General features: G+C 53.2%; 9 protein-coding genes and 4 pseudogenes. All 13 read left to right on the forward strand.

Annotated features, from left to right (window positions below):
- The first annotated feature begins 53 nt into the window (after positions 1–53).
- The 13 genes and pseudogenes from tssB to OVA10_RS25160 all read left to right on the forward strand — a co-directional run bounded on the left by tssB (position 54) and on the right by OVA10_RS25160 (position 20,300).
- On the forward strand, positions 54–545 hold the full coding sequence (gene tssB / locus OVA10_RS25100; RefSeq protein ID WP_050862708.1) for a type VI secretion system contractile sheath small subunit: 492 nt from the start codon (positions 54–56) through the stop codon (positions 543–545).
- Positions 546–579: 34 nt separating this feature from the next.
- A pseudogene (tssC, locus tag OVA10_RS25105) lies at positions 580–2,128 on the forward strand (type VI secretion system contractile sheath large subunit).
- A gap of 13 nt (positions 2,129–2,141) precedes the next feature.
- Positions 2,142–3,491 carry a type VI secretion system baseplate subunit TssK gene (gene tssK / locus OVA10_RS25110; RefSeq protein WP_268197189.1) on the forward strand — a complete coding sequence of 450 codons (1,350 nt, stop codon included), beginning with the start codon at positions 2,142–2,144 and terminating at the stop codon, positions 3,489–3,491.
- Positions 3,488–4,177 (forward strand): type VI secretion system protein TssL, short form, encoded by a 690-nt coding sequence (gene tssL / locus OVA10_RS25115; protein WP_268196948.1) that lies wholly within the window; start codon positions 3,488–3,490, stop codon positions 4,175–4,177. Before tssK ends, tssL begins: the two co-directional genes overlap by 4 nt.
- Positions 4,177–5,865: an OmpA family protein gene (locus OVA10_RS25120; RefSeq protein ID WP_268197190.1), complete on the forward strand. Its 1,689-nt coding sequence runs from the start codon at positions 4,177–4,179 to the stop codon at positions 5,863–5,865. The genes tssL and OVA10_RS25120 overlap by 1 nt, the downstream gene beginning before the upstream one ends.
- A 2-nt stretch (positions 5,866–5,867) precedes the next feature.
- Positions 5,868–6,360, forward strand: a pseudogene (locus tag OVA10_RS25125) (Hcp family type VI secretion system effector).
- Between the two features lie 163 nt (positions 6,361–6,523).
- A pseudogene (tssH, locus tag OVA10_RS25130) lies at positions 6,524–9,205 on the forward strand (type VI secretion system ATPase TssH).
- Positions 9,202–11,559: a type VI secretion system Vgr family protein gene (locus OVA10_RS25135; protein ID WP_268197191.1), complete on the forward strand. Its 2,358-nt coding sequence runs from the start codon at positions 9,202–9,204 to the stop codon at positions 11,557–11,559. The pseudogene tssH and the gene OVA10_RS25135 overlap by 4 nt, the downstream one beginning before the upstream one ends.
- Before the next feature lie 15 nt (positions 11,560–11,574).
- Positions 11,575–14,136, forward strand: a complete 2,562-nt coding sequence (locus tag OVA10_RS25140; RefSeq protein WP_268197192.1) for a glycoside hydrolase family 108 protein — start codon at positions 11,575–11,577, stop codon at positions 14,134–14,136.
- Positions 14,133–15,347: a hypothetical protein gene (locus OVA10_RS25145; RefSeq protein ID WP_268197193.1), complete on the forward strand. Its 1,215-nt coding sequence runs from the start codon at positions 14,133–14,135 to the stop codon at positions 15,345–15,347. Before OVA10_RS25140 ends, OVA10_RS25145 begins: the two co-directional genes overlap by 4 nt.
- 113 nt (positions 15,348–15,460) lie before the next feature.
- Positions 15,461–15,724: a PAAR domain-containing protein gene (locus OVA10_RS25150; RefSeq protein WP_094944625.1), complete on the forward strand. Its 264-nt coding sequence runs from the start codon at positions 15,461–15,463 to the stop codon at positions 15,722–15,724.
- 2 nt (positions 15,725–15,726) lie between these two features.
- Positions 15,727–16,936 (forward strand): annotated as a pseudogene (locus OVA10_RS25155) (hypothetical protein).
- Positions 16,929–20,300, forward strand: a complete 3,372-nt coding sequence (locus tag OVA10_RS25160) for an ImcF-related family protein (RefSeq protein ID WP_268197194.1) — start codon at positions 16,929–16,931, stop codon at positions 20,298–20,300. The pseudogene OVA10_RS25155 and the gene OVA10_RS25160 overlap by 8 nt, the downstream one beginning before the upstream one ends.

Consider the following 20,300-nt stretch of genomic DNA (forward strand, 5'->3'; position numbering starts at 1 on the left):
TTCCGGTGTCTGGACTGAAACAAGGTAAATAAAAAACAAACGGAGGACAGACAATGAGCTATCAGTCAGAAATACCAAAGTCCCGGGTCAACATAAAGCTCGATCTGCATACGGGAACAGCTAAAAAGAAGGTTGAACTTCCCCTGAAGCTGCTGGTTGCCGGTGATTTCAGCAACGGTGCCGAACAGCGTCCCCTTTCTGAACGCCAGAAGGTCAACATTAATAAAAATAACATGAACAGCGTGCTGGCGGAATTCTCACCGTCAGTCAGCATGGCGGTGGAAAATACCCTGGCCGGCGACGGCAGCGAAGATGCGATTACGCTCGCCTTTCGCGACATGAAGGATTTCGAACCGGAACAGGTCGCCCGTCAAATTCCACAGCTGAAAGCCATGCTTGCCATGCGCAGCCTGCTCCGCGACCTGAAGGCCAACCTGATGGACAACACCGCCTTTCGCCGGGAGCTGGAAAAAATCCTCCTCGACCCGTCACTGAGCGCTGAACTGCGCGGTGAACTCTCCGCCCTTGCCCCGAAACAGCCATAACGCCCGCAGCACGTAACGGATTAACAAAGAGAAGATGCTCATGTCTGTACAGAATGAATTGAATACCGGTGGCGAAACCGTTGTCCTGGACCGTCCTTCCGCCGGCGGGGTGTACGCCTCCCTGTTTGAAAAAATCAGCCTGACCCCGGTTTCTGAGCTCAGCGCGCTGGACATCTGGCAGGACGCGCAGGCGATGTCGGAGGCGACCGCGGATGAACGTCTGACCGCCGGCATGCAGGTGTTTCTGGAGTGCCTGACGAAAGCGGGCTCAAAAGTGGAGAAGCTCGACCGCAACCTCATCGACCACCATATTGCGGAGCTGGACTACCAGATTAGCCGCCAGCTGGATGCGGTGATGCACCACCCGGACTTCCAGGCCGTTGAAAGCCTGTGGCGCGGGCGTGCAGTCCCTGGTGGATAAAACCGATTTTCGCCAGAACGTGAAGGTTGAGCTGCTGGATATGTCCAAAAACGACCTGCGCCAGGATTTTGAGGACGCGCCGGAGATTATCCAGAGCGGACTCTACCAGCACACGTACGTTTCAGAATACGATTCTCCGGGCGGTGAGCCGGTTGCGGCCCTGATTTCCGCGTACGAGTTTGATGCCTCTGCGCAGGACGTTGCCCTGCTGCGCAACATCTCGAAGGTGGCTGCTGCCGCGCACATGCCGTGTATCGGCTCGGCCGGCCCGGCATTCTTCCTGAAGGATTCGATGGAAGAAGTGGCGGCCATCAAGGATATCGGTAACTACTTTGACCGTGCTGAGTACATCAAGTGGAGATCCTTCCGTGAAACCGACGATGCCCGCTATATCGGCCTGGTGATGCCGCGCGTGCTGGGACGTTTACCGTACGGCCCTGATACCGTGCCGGTTCGCAGCTTCAACTACGTTGAGGACGTCAAAGGGCCTGACCACGAGAAGTATCTGTGGACCAACGCCTCGTTTGCCTTTGCCGCCAACATGGTGAAGAGCTTCATTAACAACGGCTGGTGCGTACAAATCCGTGGCCCGCAGGCTGGTGGTGCCGTTCAGGACCTGCCCATCCACCTGTATGACCTCGGCACCGGCAGCCAGGTGAAAATCCCGTCAGAGGTGATGATACCGGAAACCCGCGAGTTTGAGTTTGCGAATCTGGGCTTCATCCCGCTGAGCTACTACAAGAACCGCGACTACGCCTGCTTCTTCAGCGCTAACTCCACCCAGAAGCCGGCCCTGTACGACACGGCTGATGCGACCGCCAACAGCCGCATCAACGCCCGTCTGCCGTATATCTTCCTGCTGTCGCGTATTGCGCACTACCTGAAGATTATTCAGCGCGAAAACATCGGCACCACCAAGGACCGCCGTCTGCTGGAGCTTGAGCTCAATACCTGGGTGAAAGGTCTGGTGACCGAGATGACCGACCCGGGCGATGACCTGCAGGCTGCACACCCGCTTCGCGATGCCAAAGGCATCGTTGAAGACATCGAGGACAACCCGGGCTTCTTCCGCGTGAAGCTGTACGCCGTACCGCACTTCCAGGTGGAAGGCATGGACGTCAGCCTGTCGCTGGTATCCCAGATGCCGAAAGCAAAAGCATAAGCCAGGAGCAGGGATGAAAATTTATCGTCCACTGTGGAACGAGGGGGCTTTACTGTCCCCTCAGCAGTTCCAGCAGCAGGCTGAATGGGAGTGTTTTCGAAGTCGCGGTGCATCTGCACTGGCATCCCCATTTCCCTGGGGTGTGGAAAAGATTGAACTTAATGACGGTCTTCTGTCGTCCGGTCTGATCCAGATTACGCAGTTACGCCTCTGGCTGGAAGATGGAACGCTTATTGATGCGCAAAGGAGCGATCTGCCTCCCGCGCCGCGTGAGTTAGATGCCAGCCAGCTGGCAGGTCTCGATTCCGTAACCGTTGTCATCGCACTGCCTCACATGCAGCCGGGTATTGCCAACGTTGAGCAGGAAGGTATATCCCCGGATCGTCCGCTTCGTTATCGCGAAGAATGGGTGACGTTGCAGGATGCCTTTGGCTCTGAAGAAGAATCCATGGCCGTTGCCCGGTATAATTTCACCATCCGGTTTGCCCATGAAAGCAATGATTCCTGGAACGTCTGCCCGGTAGCAAGGCTTATCCGGGATGGACAAAATGCGTGGCGACAGGATCCATCTTTTATTCCTCCAGTGGCATCTTTTGGGGCAAGCCCGGTCCTTCGCGAACGTCTGGTGCTGCTCAATCGCCAGCTACGTTCCCGACGTCAGCGACTGATGACCATGCGACGGGAAAGTAATGAAAGGCTTGCCGATTTCGCGGTTGCCGATGTTTCCCTTTTCTGGTTGCTGAATGCGCTGAATTCTCACGCCAGAGTGCTGACGGAATACGAACGTTTTCCTTCCCGTCCACCAGAACAGGTGTGGGCAGAGCTCGCTCGTCTGGCAGGCAGTATGCTGACTTTTTCCCTGGACCATGATCCTGACGCCATACCGGGCTATGACCACGAGGAACCGGCCAGTGCATTTCCTCCGCTCTTTGACCTGGTCACAGAGCTGCTGGAAGCAAGTCTGCCATCCCGGGTCATTGCTCTGGAAATGTCCCGACCGGACGGACAGACCTGGAAGGCCAGCCTCCACGATATCCGCCTGCGTGAAGAGGCTGACCTTTATCTCTCTGTTCGCTCGGATATCCCGGCCTGGCAGGTCGCCGAAAAATTCCCTGCACTCTGTCAGGCAGGTTCACCTGATGATGTCCGCGAGATCTATGGTGCTGCACTCAAAGGGATCCCTTTGATCCCGGTGAGCAGGGTCCCGGCAGCATTGCCTGTACGCATGGAAAACCAGTACTTCGCCCTTGATATGGAAAGTCCCGCTGCACATGAAATGCAGGAGCAGGGGGTATGTATGTTCTATGTGCCTGAGCTACTTGGCGCCCTGGAACTTGAACTGTTTGCGGTATTGCGCTCATGAGACAGGATATCGATATCGACCAGCTGATGGCGGAGACCTGGCTTACCGTCACCATGCTAAAAAAAGGTGCCGTCACGCCTGATGGCACTGCGCTTTACAACAAATGCGTTAAACAGGTTGAAACTGTGCGGGAAGCGCTGGAGCGTGCCGGTTATGACGACGCCAGTGTGGAGCATATTTCCTACGCACAATGTGCCCTGCTGGATGAAACGGTGATGAGCCGTAAGTCTGAAAAAAGCGAAGAAGGTGAGGCGCTGAAAGTGGATGAAGGCCAGGCGGCCTGGCGTAAAGCGCCGCTTCAGGCCCGTTTTTTTGGCTCACTTCGGGCAGGTGAGGCGCTATGGGATCGCATTGCAGAGATTCTGCGTCAGCCCTCACCGAACCCGGCCGTTTTAACCTGCTATCACCGGGTGATAGCGCTGGGCTTTCAGGGGTTATACAGCCTGAAAGCGGTCAGCCAGTCGCAACGTGATGAGGTAATGAAAACTCTTTCTGAACGTGTTTCTCCGCCTGATGCTGGCCTGTCTCTGGTTGTTCACCGGATGGGTAAACATCGCTGGAGTCTGATGCGCTCAGTCTGGTTCTGGATAGCGCTCGCCGTCATTCTTACGGGCGTTATCTGGTGGGGTGGCCATCTCTGGCTCCAGGCACTCTTGTCAGCACAAATACCGGAGCTGCATGGCTAATGCGTAGATCAGTCATCATTCCGGTAGTCCTGCACGCCCTGGCAGCCGTTGCCACGTTGTTATGGTTGCTGTGGTATTTCATCCCGACAGGCAACGTTTTTAACGGTCTGTCCACGCTGCTGATCCTCGTTCTGGCAGGCTGGACTGTTTTTAAAAACTGTCGGAGCGAAGAGCCCACATCCGACGTTACTCTCCCGGCCGCTGAACTGCCTTTACCCGACGTCCGGGGTCCCGTTGTACTGGTGTGCGGTGATATGCTGGACGCGTTATTTCAGGGGAGTCCTCTGCGTAAAACAGCCCAGGGATGGTGGCTGCGGGCGGGTGACGTCACCCGGTTAACTGACGTTGTCCGCAGTATCCAGACGCAGTTCCCGCGCCAGGTTGGTCAGCTTTCGGTGATGTACCGCTGCCTGCCAGACCATCATCAGGATGAAGCCGTTCTTCGTTCCGCACTGAAAACGCTGCGCCAGCAGTGTAAGCAGATTACATCCCTGACGGGTTTCACACTACCGGTTGTGTTGAGTGCAGAATTTTCCGGGCCAGAAACGCCCTGGATAATCGTTCGGGGTGATAAGCCGATTGTCTGTCCGGTAAATGATTCGCCGCAGGCTTTCATCGACTGGCAGCAGGCGGAAGACAATATCCTGGCACTGCCAGCCGTCAGCGAGGCATTTTCCTTTATCCGTAATACGCTGGCTGAAGAGCTGGAAAAGCCTGATCGGTTAACGCCTCCTGAACGAGCATTCTCTGTGGCAATGCGCCTCGGTACCGTCCTTCCCTGTACAGAGTCAGTCTGGGCCGACTGGCTATATACCCGCCCCTGCCTGCGGTTTACCCGGAAACCCGGGCAGACTGCACCGGCAAGTTTGTTTCCGGATGCGGTTCTGCCGCTGCTGCCACCTTATGCTTCAACTGTCCACGGGGGCCAGCGTACCCGTCGCCTGATCCTGCTGATGTGGCTGTGTGCACTGACCGCATTGGGTATTTCTGCGCTCAATAACCGTGACCTGATCCGTCAGGTGAGTACCGATTTGCAGCGCTGGAATGCAATCCCGATGAACCACTATCGCCCTAAGGCAGAATCACTGGCCGCCCTGAAGCAGGATGCCCTCCTGCTTGAACGCTGGCAGCGCCAGGGTGAGCCTTTGCGTTACAGCCTGGGCTATTACCCAGGGCAACGCCTGTGGCTGGCCTTGCAGCAGGCTATCGATACATGGACACCACCAACAGCCCCAACAGCCCCTGAACCAAAATCAGTACCGAAAATTGTTCGTCTCGACAGCATGTCGCTCTTTGATTCCGGTAAGTCCGTGCTGAAACCGGGCTCCACCAAAATGCTGGTCAACTCGCTGGTCGGGATCAAAGCCAGACCAGGCTGGCTTATCGTGGTCAGCGGCCACACAGACAATACCGGTAGCGTTCAGCTCAACCAGACCCTGTCTTTACAACGGGCTGAGGCCGTCCGTAACTGGATGCGTGATACCGGGGACGTACCGGAAAGTTGCTTTGCCGTGCAGGGTTACGGTGACAGCCGACCTATTGCATCAAACGACACGCCTGATGGCCGTTCGCATAACCGGCGTGTCGAGATCAGTCTGGTACCGCAGGCTGACGCCTGTCGTCTGCCAGGCTCAAAAAACGCGTCACAGGATGTTCGTGACGTTTCAACTCAAGAAATGGAGAAGTAAACATGGCAATCCCGGTTTATCTGTGGCTGAAAGACGATGGTGGCGCTGACATCAAGGGTTCCGTAGATGTGAAAGATCGCGAAGGAAGCATCGAAGTTGTTGCTCAGGAACATAACCTGTACATCCCGACCGATAACAACACTGGCAAGCTGACCGGAACCCGTATTCACACGCCGTTCCTGTTTACCAAAGAAATCGACTCTTCCAGCCCGTATCTGTACAAAGCGGTGACCACTGGCCAGACCCTGAAATCTGCTGAGTTTAAGTGGTACAAAATCAACGACGCCGGTCAGGAAGTGGAATATTTCAACACCAAACTGGAAAACGTCAAGCTGGTGAAAGTCGCATCCGAAAATGCACGACATCAAGGATGCCTCCTTCGAGAAGCATAATCACCTTGAGCAGATCGAGCTGCGATACGAAAAGATCACCTGGACCTACAAAGACGGCAACATCATTCATTCCGATTCCTGGAACGAACGCACCACCGCGTAAGACCCTGGCGGACAGATCTCCTCTGTCCGCCATTTTTGTTTTGCTCCGCAGCGCCTGCCAGTACGGACGCTTTGCAGAGCAGTCTCATCATTTATCGGCATGAACCTTATGGGCATCGGTTAACGGCCATGGGCGGTAGCGTGCCTGAACACGAGGGAACGACATGGAACATCATTCAGCAGTCCTGCTACGACGACTTAACCCTTACTGCGCCAGAGCGCTGGAAGGTGCGGCTTCTTTCTGCCAGACCCGTGCGCATGCAGAAATCACGCCGGAGCACTGGCTGTTAAAGCTGCTGGAGCAGGGCGAAGGTGACCTGACCGTTCTTGCCCGTCGCTATGAATGGGATATGGATGCCGTCTGGCAGGAGTCACTCCTGAGCTGGCTTGATGCACAGCCACGTTCAGTACGCAGCCGACCGGATTTCTCTGAAGGCTCCAGACCCTGCTGAAACAGGCCTGGCTTGCCGCCACGCTCGCCGGAGATGAGCAGATCCGCAGCGTTCATTTGCTCACGGCCATGATTGATACGTCAGGGCTGACGCGCAGAATGGCGTCCTGTGGCCCTTAATGACGCTGGACCACCAGCCAACTGGAAAGGTTACGTCCCCTGCTGGAAACCCAGTCAGATGAGCGCCGTGACGCGGCTCTCGGCGAATCAGCAGGCAATGTCACCATGATGGGTAGAGCAGCGCCATTGGCACCGGATGGCAAAACCCACCTGAAAAGGAAGGTGCTCTTCCCGCCGTTTCACAGGAAGAGGCCGTGCTCAATCGCTTTACAGTCGATGTGACTGCCCGTGCCCGGGAAAGAAAGATTGACCCGGTCTTTGGCCGCGATAACGAAATCCGTCAGATGGTGGACATTCTCTCCAGACGTCGTAAGAACAACCCCATTCTGGTGGGTGAGCCTGGCGTCGGCAAAACGGCCCTGGTTGAAGGCCTGGCGCTACGTATTGCTGAAGGTAATGTGCCTGAAAGCCTTAAGCCTGTCATCGTAAGAACGCTGGATCTGGGTTTGCTTCAGGCGGGCGCCGGTGTAAAGGGGGAGTTCGAACAGCGTCTGAAAAATATCATCGACGCCGTCCAGCACTCCCCGGTGCCGGTGCTGGTCTTTATCGATGAAGCTCATACCATCATCGGGGCCGGTAATCAGGCGGGCGGGGCAGATGCGGCCAACCTGCTGAAACCGGCACTGGCTCGCGGTGAACTGCGCACCATTGCGGCCACCACATGGTCTGAATACAAACAGTATTTTGAACGTGACGCTGCCCTGGAGCGCCGCTTCCAGATGGTGAAAGGTTGATGAGCCCGATGATGAGACAGCCTGCCTGATGCTGCGCGGCCTTAAATCCCGCTATGCCGAACATCATGGAGTACATATTACCGGTGAGGCCGTCCGGGCTGCGGTGACGTTATCCCGCCGCTACCTGACCGGCCGCCAGCTGCCGGATAAGGCGGTTGACCTGCTGGATACCGCGAGCGCCCGCGTGCGGATGAGTCTGGATACGTTGCCGGAACACCTTACCGGTTGCAGGCTGAACGCCTGACTGCGCTCGCCATGGAAGCACAGGACTTGCTGGAAGATATTTCTCTGGGTAACAGTGTTGATGCAAGTCGTCTGCCGCAGTCATTGAACTACGGACCCAGGCGCTCAGCCAGCAAAAAATGGCCCTTCAGTCACAGTATGAGACCGAAAAGCAGCTCACCGACTCGCTGAAAGCCTGCCGGGAAGACATCAGCCGCCAGAAAGAGATCTCCGCCTTCCAGCAGGAGCTCTCCCAAATTCAGAATAACAGCCCATTACTGGGTCTGGATGTTGATGTCCGCACCGTTGCGACCGTTATCGCCGACTGGACAGGTGTTCCCCTCTCCTCGCTGATGAAAGATGAGCAAACCGAATTACTGACGCTGGAAGAACAACTGGCAACCCGTGTCGTCGGACAGAGTCCTGCCCTGAATGCCATAGCGCAACGCCTGAGAGCGTCAAAAACCGGCCTGACGCCGGAATACGGACCGCAGGGGGTATTTTTACTGGTGGGCCCAAGCGGAGTGGGCAAAACAGAAACCGCGCTGGCGCTTGCTGACGTTATGTATGGTGGTGAGAAATCGCTCATTACCATCAACCTGTCCGAATACCAGGAGCCGCATACGGTCTCGCAGTTGAAAGGCTCCCCTCCAGGCTATGTCGGATATGGTCAGGGCGGCATTCTCACCGAGGCAGTCCGTAAGCGGCCGTACAGCGTGGTGCTGCTCGATGAAGTGGAGAAGGCCCACCGGGATGTGATGAACCTGTTTTATCAGGTCTTTGACCGGGGCTTTATGCGGGACGGGGAAGGGCGTGAAATTGATTTCCGCAATACCGTGATCCTGATGACGTCCAACCTGGGCAGTGATCAGTTGATGCAGCTGCTGGAAGAGCAACCAGAAGCCACGGAGAGCGATCTGCATGAATTGTTACGTCCGACCCTGCGCGATCATTTCCAGCCTGCCTTACTGGCTCGCTTCCAGACGGTGATATACCGCCCACTGGCAATGGATGCCATGCGCACCATCGTCGGCATGAAACTGGCACAGGTGAGCACGCGTCTGCAACGTCACTACGGCATTTCCACTCACATCGGCGAAAGTCTCATCGACACCCTGACGGCTGCCTGTCTGCTGCCGGATACCGGTGCCCGCAACGTGGACAGTCTGCTTAACCAGCAGATCCTGCCGGTTCTGAGTCAACAGTTGCTGAGCCATATGGCGGCAAAACAAAAACCATCCTCGCTAAAACTGACCTGGGATGACGAACAGGGCATTGTGCTGGAATTTGATGAACAGGCAGAAGGAGAGGCGTTATGAGCGGAACACTTATCAGGAAGGCAACCGACGCGGTGCAACAGCTGTCAGGCCAGTCTCGTTACCGGGTTGATGTGCATGAATGCAGCGATTTTCTTGATGCTCTGCGTTACAACGCCGTTGAATCACTTAGCCAGCCATGGCGCTATGACGTGGCGGTCACCTGCTCCTCTAAAGATATCGCCTGTGACACGTTACTGCTGAAACCCGCGTCATTTACCTTCCAGACCCCGATGTTTGACGGGACACCGGCTCTGCCGGTCCGGACGGTTTTTGGCGTAGTGGCGTCGTTTCGTCGTGTGTCCACGTCGAATGATGATACCCACTACGCGCTGACGATCGTTCCCCGTATCGCTCTTCTGGACTATACGAAAGGAAGCGAGATCTACCTCAATCAGTCGGTTATTGAGGTGGTTGAACAGGTATTGCGTAAACACGGTCTGGAAGGTCCTGATTTTGAGTTCCGGCTCTCCCGGGAGTATCCATCCCAGGAGCTCATCACCCAGTGGCGGGAAACCGACCTTGAGTTTATCCAGCGTCTGCTGGCAGAAGTGGGCATTTACTGGCGCTATGAAATGGACAGCCGTCTTGAACAGGATGTGGTTATTTTCCAGGACAGCCAGCAGCAGTATGAATTTGGTGTCATCCTGCCATTGCGTAATCAGGCCGGGATGAGCGACAGCGGGCAGGAGAGTATCTGGGATATTCAGACTGGCTACAATGTCGTGAGCGGGAGTGTGGCCACCCGTGACTACAACTACCGTGATGCACTGAAACCTCAGGACAGTTCCGAAAGCATTTTTAGTAAGGAAGGGATCACCACCGGGGAAACGTACCATTATGCGGAGCCCTTTCTGACAGAGGGTGATACTGAAAGCACAGAGACCGGAGCGTATTTCGCCCGTCTGCGTCACGAACGCATTCTGAATGCGCAATATCACGTCACCGGGCATTCCTCCAGCCCTCATCTTGCGCCGGGTCAGGTACTGGAAACGGACGGAACGTTACCTGATGCGGTTAAAGAAGGTATCGTCATCACCACGGTGCGCACCAGCGGTTCGCGCAAAAGTAGCTTTACGCTGACGTTTGAGGGTATCCCCTACAGTGAAACCGTCTGTTATCGTCCGGCACTGCTCAATCGACCGGTGATATCCGGCTCGCTGCCTGCCCGGGTCGAAAGTGCACAGAAAGGCGACACCTATTCCTGGCTCGACCCGGACGGGCGCTACCGTGTGAAGCTGGACTTTGACCGCAGTAGTTCTGAACAGGGTTATGCCTATTTATGGCTGCGACTGGCTAAACCCTATGCCGGTGATACCTACGGATTCCACTCCCCGCTTATCGACGGAACTGAAGTGGCCATTATGTTTGACAGTGGGGATCCGGATCGCCCCTATATCGCCTATGCCCTGCACGACTCAGAACATCCGGACCATGTCACCAGTGACAATCATACGCGGAACGTGTGGCGTACCCCGGCGAACAATAAGTTGCGGATGGAGGATAAGCGGCAGGAAGAGCATATCAAGCTCGCGACGGAATATGGCAAAACGCAACTGAACATGGGACACCTGGTCAATGGCCAGCGAGAAAAGCGCGGCGCCGGTTTTGAACTGCGAACGGATGAGCATGGCGCGGTTCGTGCGGCAAAAGGGCTGTTCCTGACAGCGGATGCCCAGTCCAAAGCCCAGGGGCCGGTGCTGGAAATGGCCCCTGCCATTAATCAGATTAACCAGGCCAACAGCCAGATGCAGGCGCTGAACAGTGCCGCAGAAGCGGCCGGTGCCCTGGTATCCGATATCAACACCCAGATCAGTCTCGTTACCGAAAAAATCAAAGACCTCCAGTCTTCAGTCCTGCTGGGTAGCGCTCCGCAGGGGGTTGCATTTACCTCAGGTGAGCATCTTCAGCTCAGCAGCACTCGGAATACCATTATTAATGCAGGTCAGCATCTGGATATCGGTGCGATGAAAAATCTTTCTGTAACGGTAGAAAAAGCCCTGGGTATGTTTGTGCATAAAAACGGCGCAAAGCTGGTCGCGAACCAGGGAGACATCGAGATCCAGGCTCAGCACAACACCATGGCACTGTTTGCAGAAAAGCAGCTGACCGTGACCAGCAGTGAAGACGAAATTATTATCAGCACGCCGGAAACCCTGACGCTGAACGGTGGCGGATCGTATCTGAAGCTGAGTAAGAACGGGATTGAGCATGGTTCTGAGGGGATGATGGTGATGAAGGTCGCGAGCTATCTGGTGCCTGGAAGTGGCAGCAGTCTGCCACTGGAAACGCCGGATTTTAAAACGACGGACGTGACGGTCACGACAAAAAACTCCGCCAAATGGACCAGTGAATAGCATGGAAGGTGATTTATGACAGCAACGTTACCCAAAATCAGTTACCCCGTACCGTCAAACAAAAATGGTCATGCATTTTCCTCTGTGGAAGAGTTGTTATCGATGGTCGGAGGGGAAAGCTCAGGACTGTATCTGGTGGGAAGTCAGGGAATGTGGCATGGCGGTATCCATATTACTGATGCCACTATTCCCTGGTGCGCCCTGAGTACTGACAGTGAAGCTGAGAACGGATATTGTCGCGAGCTCTATAAAGGGGAACAATTTATTCGTTGTATGGCGGATGGTGAGATTGTTGCCTGGCGCGTCAGTAAGGACTATGAGAGTGCTGCGATTGAATGGCGCGGTGAAAAACTGTTCCTTTCGACCTCTTTTGTGCTGGTGAAACATTATATCCAGCCGGGTGATACAGAAGAGAGCGGACTGACATTTTTCACGCTGTATATGAATCTGGCGCCTTATGCTGCTTATAAACAACAGGGCAGCCTGGCGGACAGAAAAGTGGCTGGCGTCCAGCGCTATTACGCCAGTGCGGAAGATTTGCAGGCAGGGCGCGCAGCCGGAAAACTGGGGAAAGACACGGTAGTCACGCTGAGCGACACTATTGTGACCCGCAGCATTGACCTGCGTCAGTTTACTGAAGTGACCATTACCAGAGAGACAAAAAATGCAGCGGGAGAGAAGCTTGCAGCGGGAACAAAAGTCTGGACGGTATCAGACCAGGGCTCTCTGAAAGCAACAGAATCGGTGCCTGTTCCGTCCTGGTGGGAAAAATGTACTCCGGCTTACACTAATGAGTCAGAAGGCGTTGTGAACTGCACTTCGCGTACAAACTGGTCGTACTATCTGAGCATTGACGATGTTCTGCAATATAAAAATGCAGGCAGTCTGGTAGCCGATTTTGCGCTTTCATACGAGCCCGGTAATACCGCACAGCAGGTCATCCGTCCAGGTAAGAATCCAGGCGATGCAGCAAGAACATTCAGTCTGGTCACTCTGGGCCGGGATAAGGATAAGTTGAAAAAGGGCGACCGGGTATGGGTAGTATCAGACGGCGACAGTCTGACGCCGGTTGCACCGGCAGCATCCGGTAGTGGACTCGTTTTTAATGATGTGTATGTACCTTCAGAGCCTGTACCGATCAATGCCGGAGACAGTCTCGGTCATATGGGTTTTTATCAGCTACCGGAAGAAAACGGCAAACGGTCGCGCTACCAGGTACATATAGAGTGCCTGAGCATGGATGATATGGAGAAGTTCATCACTAATCCCGGAAGAGCAGGAGAGGATGCGCCGCCGTATCTGACCTGGAAAGCCGATGCCCCACTATCTGACAAGAGCGATACCGGAATAACAGCAGGCGGTCGAAAAACAAAGGCTCCGGGGATCCTGACGCTTGCAAAAGTACCAGGCGTTGATGCTGAGGGGAACACGCTGAGCAATAACAAGGATGCGGCATACTATCAGATACGCCCGGAAGGTGGCTGGCTGGCCGCCGCCAGCGTCCAGAAAGTGTCGCAGTACGCGTTAGGGGAGCTCGGGTTTGTGACGCTGAATAAAGCCCCTGCGAGCTTTGACCTGATTGACGGGATAAAGCAACCGAATAACGTGGTGAAGGGTATTCTTGAGCAGTTGTATAAAGCGGCGCAGGAGGAAACCCGGACCACCCACGCACTCAATAAGTACAACTACAAGCGCCTGCTGGAATTTATAGACAGTAACCAGGACGGATATTACTCGGAGCAGGAGTACCTTCAGGCGATCCACAATGTTTCCTACCGTGACCATCTGTACCGGGTGATAGCAAAGCATGCCAGTGAATGGTACTACGGCAAGGACGATCAACTATGGAAGACCTATCTGGATACATTAACCACGGATGCGCCGTTGTGGAAAACGTATCTGGAAGCGTTTCTGGATAAGATGACATGGATGAAGGCAGTATCCGAAAAGGGCGTGGTGCTGGGACCGGAGCCGTGGCATATGCATCCGATTGTTTTTCTGGAAGCAATTAGTATTAAAGAAAGATGTAGAGAACTATTCTCTAAAATTTCCAGCGTAATACTTCAACATGAAGGCGGATATGTTAATGATCCCTATGATCGTGGTGGTGAGACTAATATGGGGATCACTATAGCAACCTGGAGGGCATATGCTCCTATTGATCTCGGGATTGAAGCTACTTCAAGTACTCTCAGAAATATGACAAAAGAACAAGCGGAAGTTATTTATTATAATCATTATTGGGAGCCAAAAGGTTTCTGTAAAATAGAGAATACGAAAATTGCATTGATGGTCTATGATTGGACAATCACATCAGGTCGAGCTGTTACGCAAATAAGAAAAATGCTTCACAATGAATACAATACTCACTTAACCGTGAGCAATACAATGGATGATGATATGATCCATTGCATGAATGCAGTTGAAGATCAGGGGCAACTATTGTCACGCATTGCAGAAATCAGAAAAGATTATTATCGTTCTTTAACTATAACCAACGGTGAACCTAATACTCAGATTAGATTCCTCAACGGCTGGATAAATAGAGTTAATGATTGTTTAAGGGTTGATATATGAAACAAATACTATTGTTGTTGGTTTTTATTTCATTTCATTCAATGGCCGATTTTTCCGGTCATTGGGTTGATGATAGTGATTCACAATCGTTAACATTGGATTTAATCGAGGATGGTAATCATCTTGTTGGTAAGTATTGTTTTATAACTAACAATGGAAATAGAGTTGATTGCTCTGAAGTTAATGATAGGAATATTAATGGGGAAATTAAAGGCAATATTGGGATCGTGTCTTTTGAAAGTACATTTGGTGGTGTTGGTAAAGCAACTTTGTCAATTGAAAAAAACATTCTCACATATACCATTACCAACTACACACCATTTGTTAATGCTAATATGTCTGTACCTAAAATTATTTTTTTCAAAAAGACAGCGCAAATCACAGGGGAAAAACCTTTAGCAAATAAGAAATATAATGCTGATATTGTAATCCGGTCTCCGACTGGAGGGAATATAACATTTTCACAGAAAAAAAATGGTGAACACTACGATGATAACTCATGGGGGAAAATTATCTTTTCCAACCATAGTTACTCTGCTGATCTCAGTCGGGATGACCGAACTTACATTGAAGACGGTTCTTCAAAAGTATCTCCGTCTGGGAAATATTTAATTGTTAATAGTGTCTCTGGTGGAACCGTAGAATTCGGCGATGGTACTTCAAAGTATGTAGATAGAGCCTATTGTAGCGTTGTTGACATGAGCAATGGTTGTATCGTTAGCGACTGGGATGGAGAAGCATGTGGGTATACCTGGACGGGGGGGGGAGATGTATTAGCCAATTCAGAAGATGCAGGCGCTGATGTTTTTGATTTTAATTCTATGCGACCTTCAATCAATAAAATGGAAAATAAACTATCTTCATTGGATACCAGACGTGCAAGTAATATGCTTCGTTGTGATGCCCCCTCAAAAGAAAATATAGATAAATATCAACAATTAGCGAAAGAGGATGAAAAGACAAAAAAAATTGTAATTAATGCTATCTCTGATTACTTGCAGAGTATTGAAAATGAAGCATCAATTAGCTCGAAGGCATATTTACTCACTGCTCCAGATAGTAATACTCAAACTAAAGCCTATCTTGTACCTGGAGATAAAATAAAAATAATACAATATTCCTCTGATAATAAATGGGTAAAAATTGGTTATATTAATTCAAAAGGATCGCCGCTTGTTGCCTGGGTTAAGGCTGAATCTGTAATTAAATAAACTTTCACCTCAAAGTCTGACGGAAAACAAGAATACGATTTTTGTTGGTGTGCAGATAAAAATATTACACCTCACAATTTTATTTTTACACATGAACAATGAGGCTTTAAATAATGCTCCAGATTATTCGAAAAGGCGACAAAACCACTCATGGCGGTTCAGTCATGACCTGTTCTGGCACCATGATATTTGGTGGGATTGGCGTGGCGCGTAAAGGTGACATGGTTTCCTGCCCGATACCTGGACATGGTCCGACAACTATCATCGAAGGTAATCCTGATTATCTTGATAACGGGATCCCGGTTGCTTTTCACGGTCACAAATGTGGTTGTGGCTGCACATTGATCAGTTCTTTTGTGCCTGCAAGGGTTGCCTGAGTATGCCTGTCCTGCTGGATACCATCCCTGAAAAGGCGGCGAAGGTTCCACGACCTGATACCCGCCGCTGGCTGTTGTTTCTGGCATTTGTCATGTCAGGTGGGACTGTGTTAACGCTCTGGAACTGGACGACAGAACGCACTGGCTTTATTTTCTGGTTTACTGCTCTGGGATTGCCTTTCTGTCTCTGGGGACTGCTTTTCTCCTTGCGCCGGTTTGCATACAAGGCAGAGCAGGTGGGGGCTGAGTCCCGGAATGCGGAGCGCGAAGCGCTTATTGATCGCGAAACTCGTCGGGGCCAGCGCTGTGCCTGGATACTCGATACATACGTTCAACACTGTTCAGGTAATACCCCCGGGACACTGGTGAAATCCGTTAAACGTACCGTTTCAGCTTCAGAGGCCTCAACGCCACGAGGTTCCAAATCTGCTGTCAGGTATGCAGCCTTAGCCAGTTTTCAGACAGATCTGGATTCAGAACTCATCTCCGCCACGTCAACACTTGTCGCCCATGTACAAAAAATTACCGACACCCTGTCGAAGGATATTCCTTGTTGCCTGATGTTGGACTGTGAGGACGATATCCGACCCAGACTGGAGGAGCACTTCAGAAATGAACTCACGGCCAGAACCGGACGGGTCTTCAGGCTCCTTGCGGGCAAAGGTCTGGCGGGGTTTGATGCCTGGCTGGACCAGCGCTGGGACACTCCAGGCATTCTTGCAGGAGTGACGTTTTCATTGCCTGCTCAGCCTGATGAAGGTGACGCTGATGCCATTACCCTTGTGGTGCTCAGCAACCGTAAGGCTGCTGGCTATCCAGATGCGGTATGTCTCCATCGCCCTGAAAAGGGCCAGGAAACCCGGCTTGTAAGAACGCTGGACAGGGCACTGTTATGGGCCGCAACAGCCCCTGAAGCACTAAAAACGGCCTGGTATACAGGTCCAGTCCTTTCAGGCGGAAGTGGATGGAATATGGCTTGTGAAGATAACGGGGTGACATTCAGCTTGTCAAAAGACAATCATGGTATTGATCCCGCTCTGGGATATGCCAGACGCGCCGCCCCCTGGCTTGCTATTATTCTTGCCTCAGCTGTCATGTAGCGATAATGGTTCGCAGGTTATCGCCGCACAGCCCGCCGCTGACAAAGACGACATCTGGATCGCCGTCATCACCAAAGAAGAAGTTCGCAAGGAATCGCCTAAGAATGTCTAAGGTAAAAGTAAAAACACTCATCGGCTCCGTTGTGACTGTCACCTTTTTCCTGACAGCCATCGTGGCATTTTTGTTTTATGCCTTTCCGGAAAATGTGGCCTCTGCCACCGGCTTCGGGCCGTATGATGGCCAACGGATACTCACATTCTGCACCATACTGGTTGCCGCGATATTTTTACTCGGCTGGCTGATAGAGAAAGCTTTCGACCACGCGGGTAAATCCGGGTTGTATTTCCAGTGGGGGCAGAAAAAGGCTGAGAGTGCCGCTCCGTTGACGAACCCAATTCCCAGTGAAGAAGACGACGATGAACCGGTTTTCAGCGAAGACGTCGTGTCCGAACACCTGCGCTTTCGCTATGGACGCCGCTGGAAACGTAAAGTGCGTCTCCTTTTGGTTATGGGCAACCAGGACGACGTTCACAAAGCTGCTCCCGGCCTGTGTCATGACCTTTGGCAGGAAGGCGACGGCAACGTACTGATTTATGGCGGTGATGCGCAGTCACTTCCGGATGAGATCTTCCTTTCAAAACTGAAGCGTCTGCGATCTGACCAGCCGGTTGATGGCATTATTCAGGTGATGAGTACTTCAACCCTCCCGACGGATAGCGAACGGGATGCTCTCTTGCGTTGCCGCCAGAAAGCCGACCATCAGCTTGGCTGGCAGGCGCCTGTCTGGCTGTGGCTGACTGATAAGGCTACCGGTGCTCAGCCGGACGCGGAAACGACGCCAGCAGGGGTTATTTTTGGTCCGGAAGGCACGGTAAAAGGGGCGCGTGAAGCGTTTTCTACACTGGCACAACGCCTGCAAAAAGTCGGTATTGCACAGATACTGAAGAATCCGGCACATGACGGCCTGCTTCAGTTGTCCTCGCGCCTGCGACACGAGCTGAAGGCAAGCCTGACCGTGTTACTCAGCGGGCTGATGCAGGGATCTGCGGCCTGGCGTTTACGTGGGGTCATGTTCAGTCCGGAACTGGCCGGTGCCGGAACGGTGCCGAACACACGTTTCGACACCCCGACATGGAAGGCAGTCATTGATGACTGTGATGCCGTCAGCGGCAGAAAACTGGGCTTCAACTGGCTGAAGGTTCTGCGATTACTCCTGCTTTCCCTGATCCTTTTATGGGGAGCCGGTACTCTGCTGTCGCTCGTCGTTAACCGGGCTCAGATTTATGAGGCGCAGGAGACGGCAAGGCAGGCAGCGGATACTGCAAAACCCCTGGCTGAACGCCTGCATAACCAGCTCGTACTACAGCAATCCATTGCCCGTCTGCAACATCGTGAAGTGACCGGCGCTCCTTGGTACACCCGCTTTGGTCTTAACCAGGACAGCGATACGCTGGCAGCGCTCTGGCCGCTGTATGCGAAAAACAACGCACAGCTGATGAGGGATGCCACAGCAGATAGTCTCAGACAGCAGTTGAATGCCTTTGTGCAACTTCCTCCTGCCAGTGATGCCCGTACGCAGGGCACACAGCACACCTATGACATGCTGAAAAGTTATCTGATGCTGGCCCGTCCGGATAAAGCGGACGCAGGCTGGCTGGCAAAAAACGTACTGGTCGCCTGGCCGAAACGTCAGAATGTACCGGATGGCACCTGGCAGGACCTCGCACCGAAACTGCTGGGCTTCTATGCGCAGAATCTCCCGGCTCATCCGGAATGGAAAATTAAGCCCGACGCTGAATTAATCAGCACGGTCCGTCAGATCCTGCTCAAGCAGATTGGCCAGCGGAACGCTGAATCCGGGTTATATCAGGACATGCTTAAGCGCGTGGCCAGCAACTGGCCTGATTTAACGCTTGCCGATATGACCGGCGACACCGATGCCTCAACGGTATTCAGCACTGACGAAGTCGTCCCGGGTATGTTTACGCGTCAGGCCTGGGAAGAGCAGGTTCAGGATGCGATTAACGAGGTCGTCATAACCCGCCGTGATGAAATTGACTGGGTACTGACGGATAAGACGCACCAGACAGGGAGCGATATCTCCCCGGAGGCGCTGAAAGCCCGTCTGACGGAACGCTATTTTACCGATTTTGGTAACGCCTGGCTGAACATGGTCAACAGCATTCAGTGGCAGGAAGCCACATCACTTTCCGAAGCGATTGCCCAGCTCAGTCTGATCGGCGATGTCCGCCAGTCACCGCTGGTGGCACTGATGAACACGCTGGCCTGGCAGGGAAAAACAGGTCAGAAAGGTGAGGCACTGGCTGATTCGATAGTGGACTCAGCGAAAAAGCTAATCGGTCAGAAAAAAAATGCCAGACAGTTTATTGAACAGGCACAGGGCCCTGAAGGTCCGCTCGATGGCGTGTTTGGCCCGCTGATGGGTCTGATGGAAGGTAAAGAGGGCACCGGTGCCAACGGTAACCTCAGTTTCCAGTCCTGGCTGGCCCGCGTAACTCAGGTGCGGCTGAAGCTTCAGCAGGTCACCAGCGCCCCGGATCCGCAGGCGATGTCGCAGATGTTGGCCCAGACCGTGTTCCAGGGCAAAGCCATCGATCTGACCGATACCCGCGATTACGGCAGTCTGGTTGCGGCAAGCCTGGGGCAGGAGTGGAACGGATTTGGCCAGTCGTTGTTTGTGCAACCACTGGATCTGGCCTGGCGGCAGGTTCTTGCCCCTGCTGCGGGTAGCCTCAATGCCCGCTGGCAGACGACCATTGTCGAACAGTGGAATAAGGCCTTTGCGGGACGGTATCCGTTTAAAGCCACCGGCAGCGATGCTTCCCTGCCGCTACTGGCTCAGTTCCTGCGCAGCGACTCGGGTCGAATCACTACCTTCCTGAAAACGAATCTCGGCGGGATCCTCCACCAGGAAGGGAATCTCTGGATCGTTGATCCTTCCGCAAGTCAGGGAATGGTTGTCAGTACGGATTTTCTCCGGGCGATTAACCAGCTGGCGGAACTGTCAGATATCGTGTTCTCTCAGGGTGATGCGGGTGTTCACTTCGAACTAATGGCGCGTCCTTCGCGGGATGTCGCCAGAGTGCAGCTTACCCTTGATGAACAGAACCTGGATTACTTCAACCAGATGGAAAGCTGGCAGAGCTTCACCTGGCCGGGGAATACGTACTATCCGGGGGTGTCACTCAGCTGGCGAAGTGTCAACAGCGGTATGCAGCTCTATGCAAACAACCAGGGTAACTGGGGTTTCATTCGCCTGCTGGACAAAGCCCTCATTACCCCGCTGGATGCCAGCCGTACACAACTGGTGTGGATCACCACCGATGGCAATCCTCTGAAGTTTGTCATGCGCAACGAGCTGGGCGATGGTCCGCTTGCATTGCTTAAACTTCAGGGCTTTACGCTGCCTGACACCATATTTACGGTGGCGACCAGCGCTGAAGACGTTGAATAA

This window comes from Lelliottia sp. SL45, assembly GCF_026672535.1.
Classification (GTDB): Bacteria; Pseudomonadota; Gammaproteobacteria; order Enterobacterales; family Enterobacteriaceae; genus Enterobacter; species Enterobacter nimipressuralis.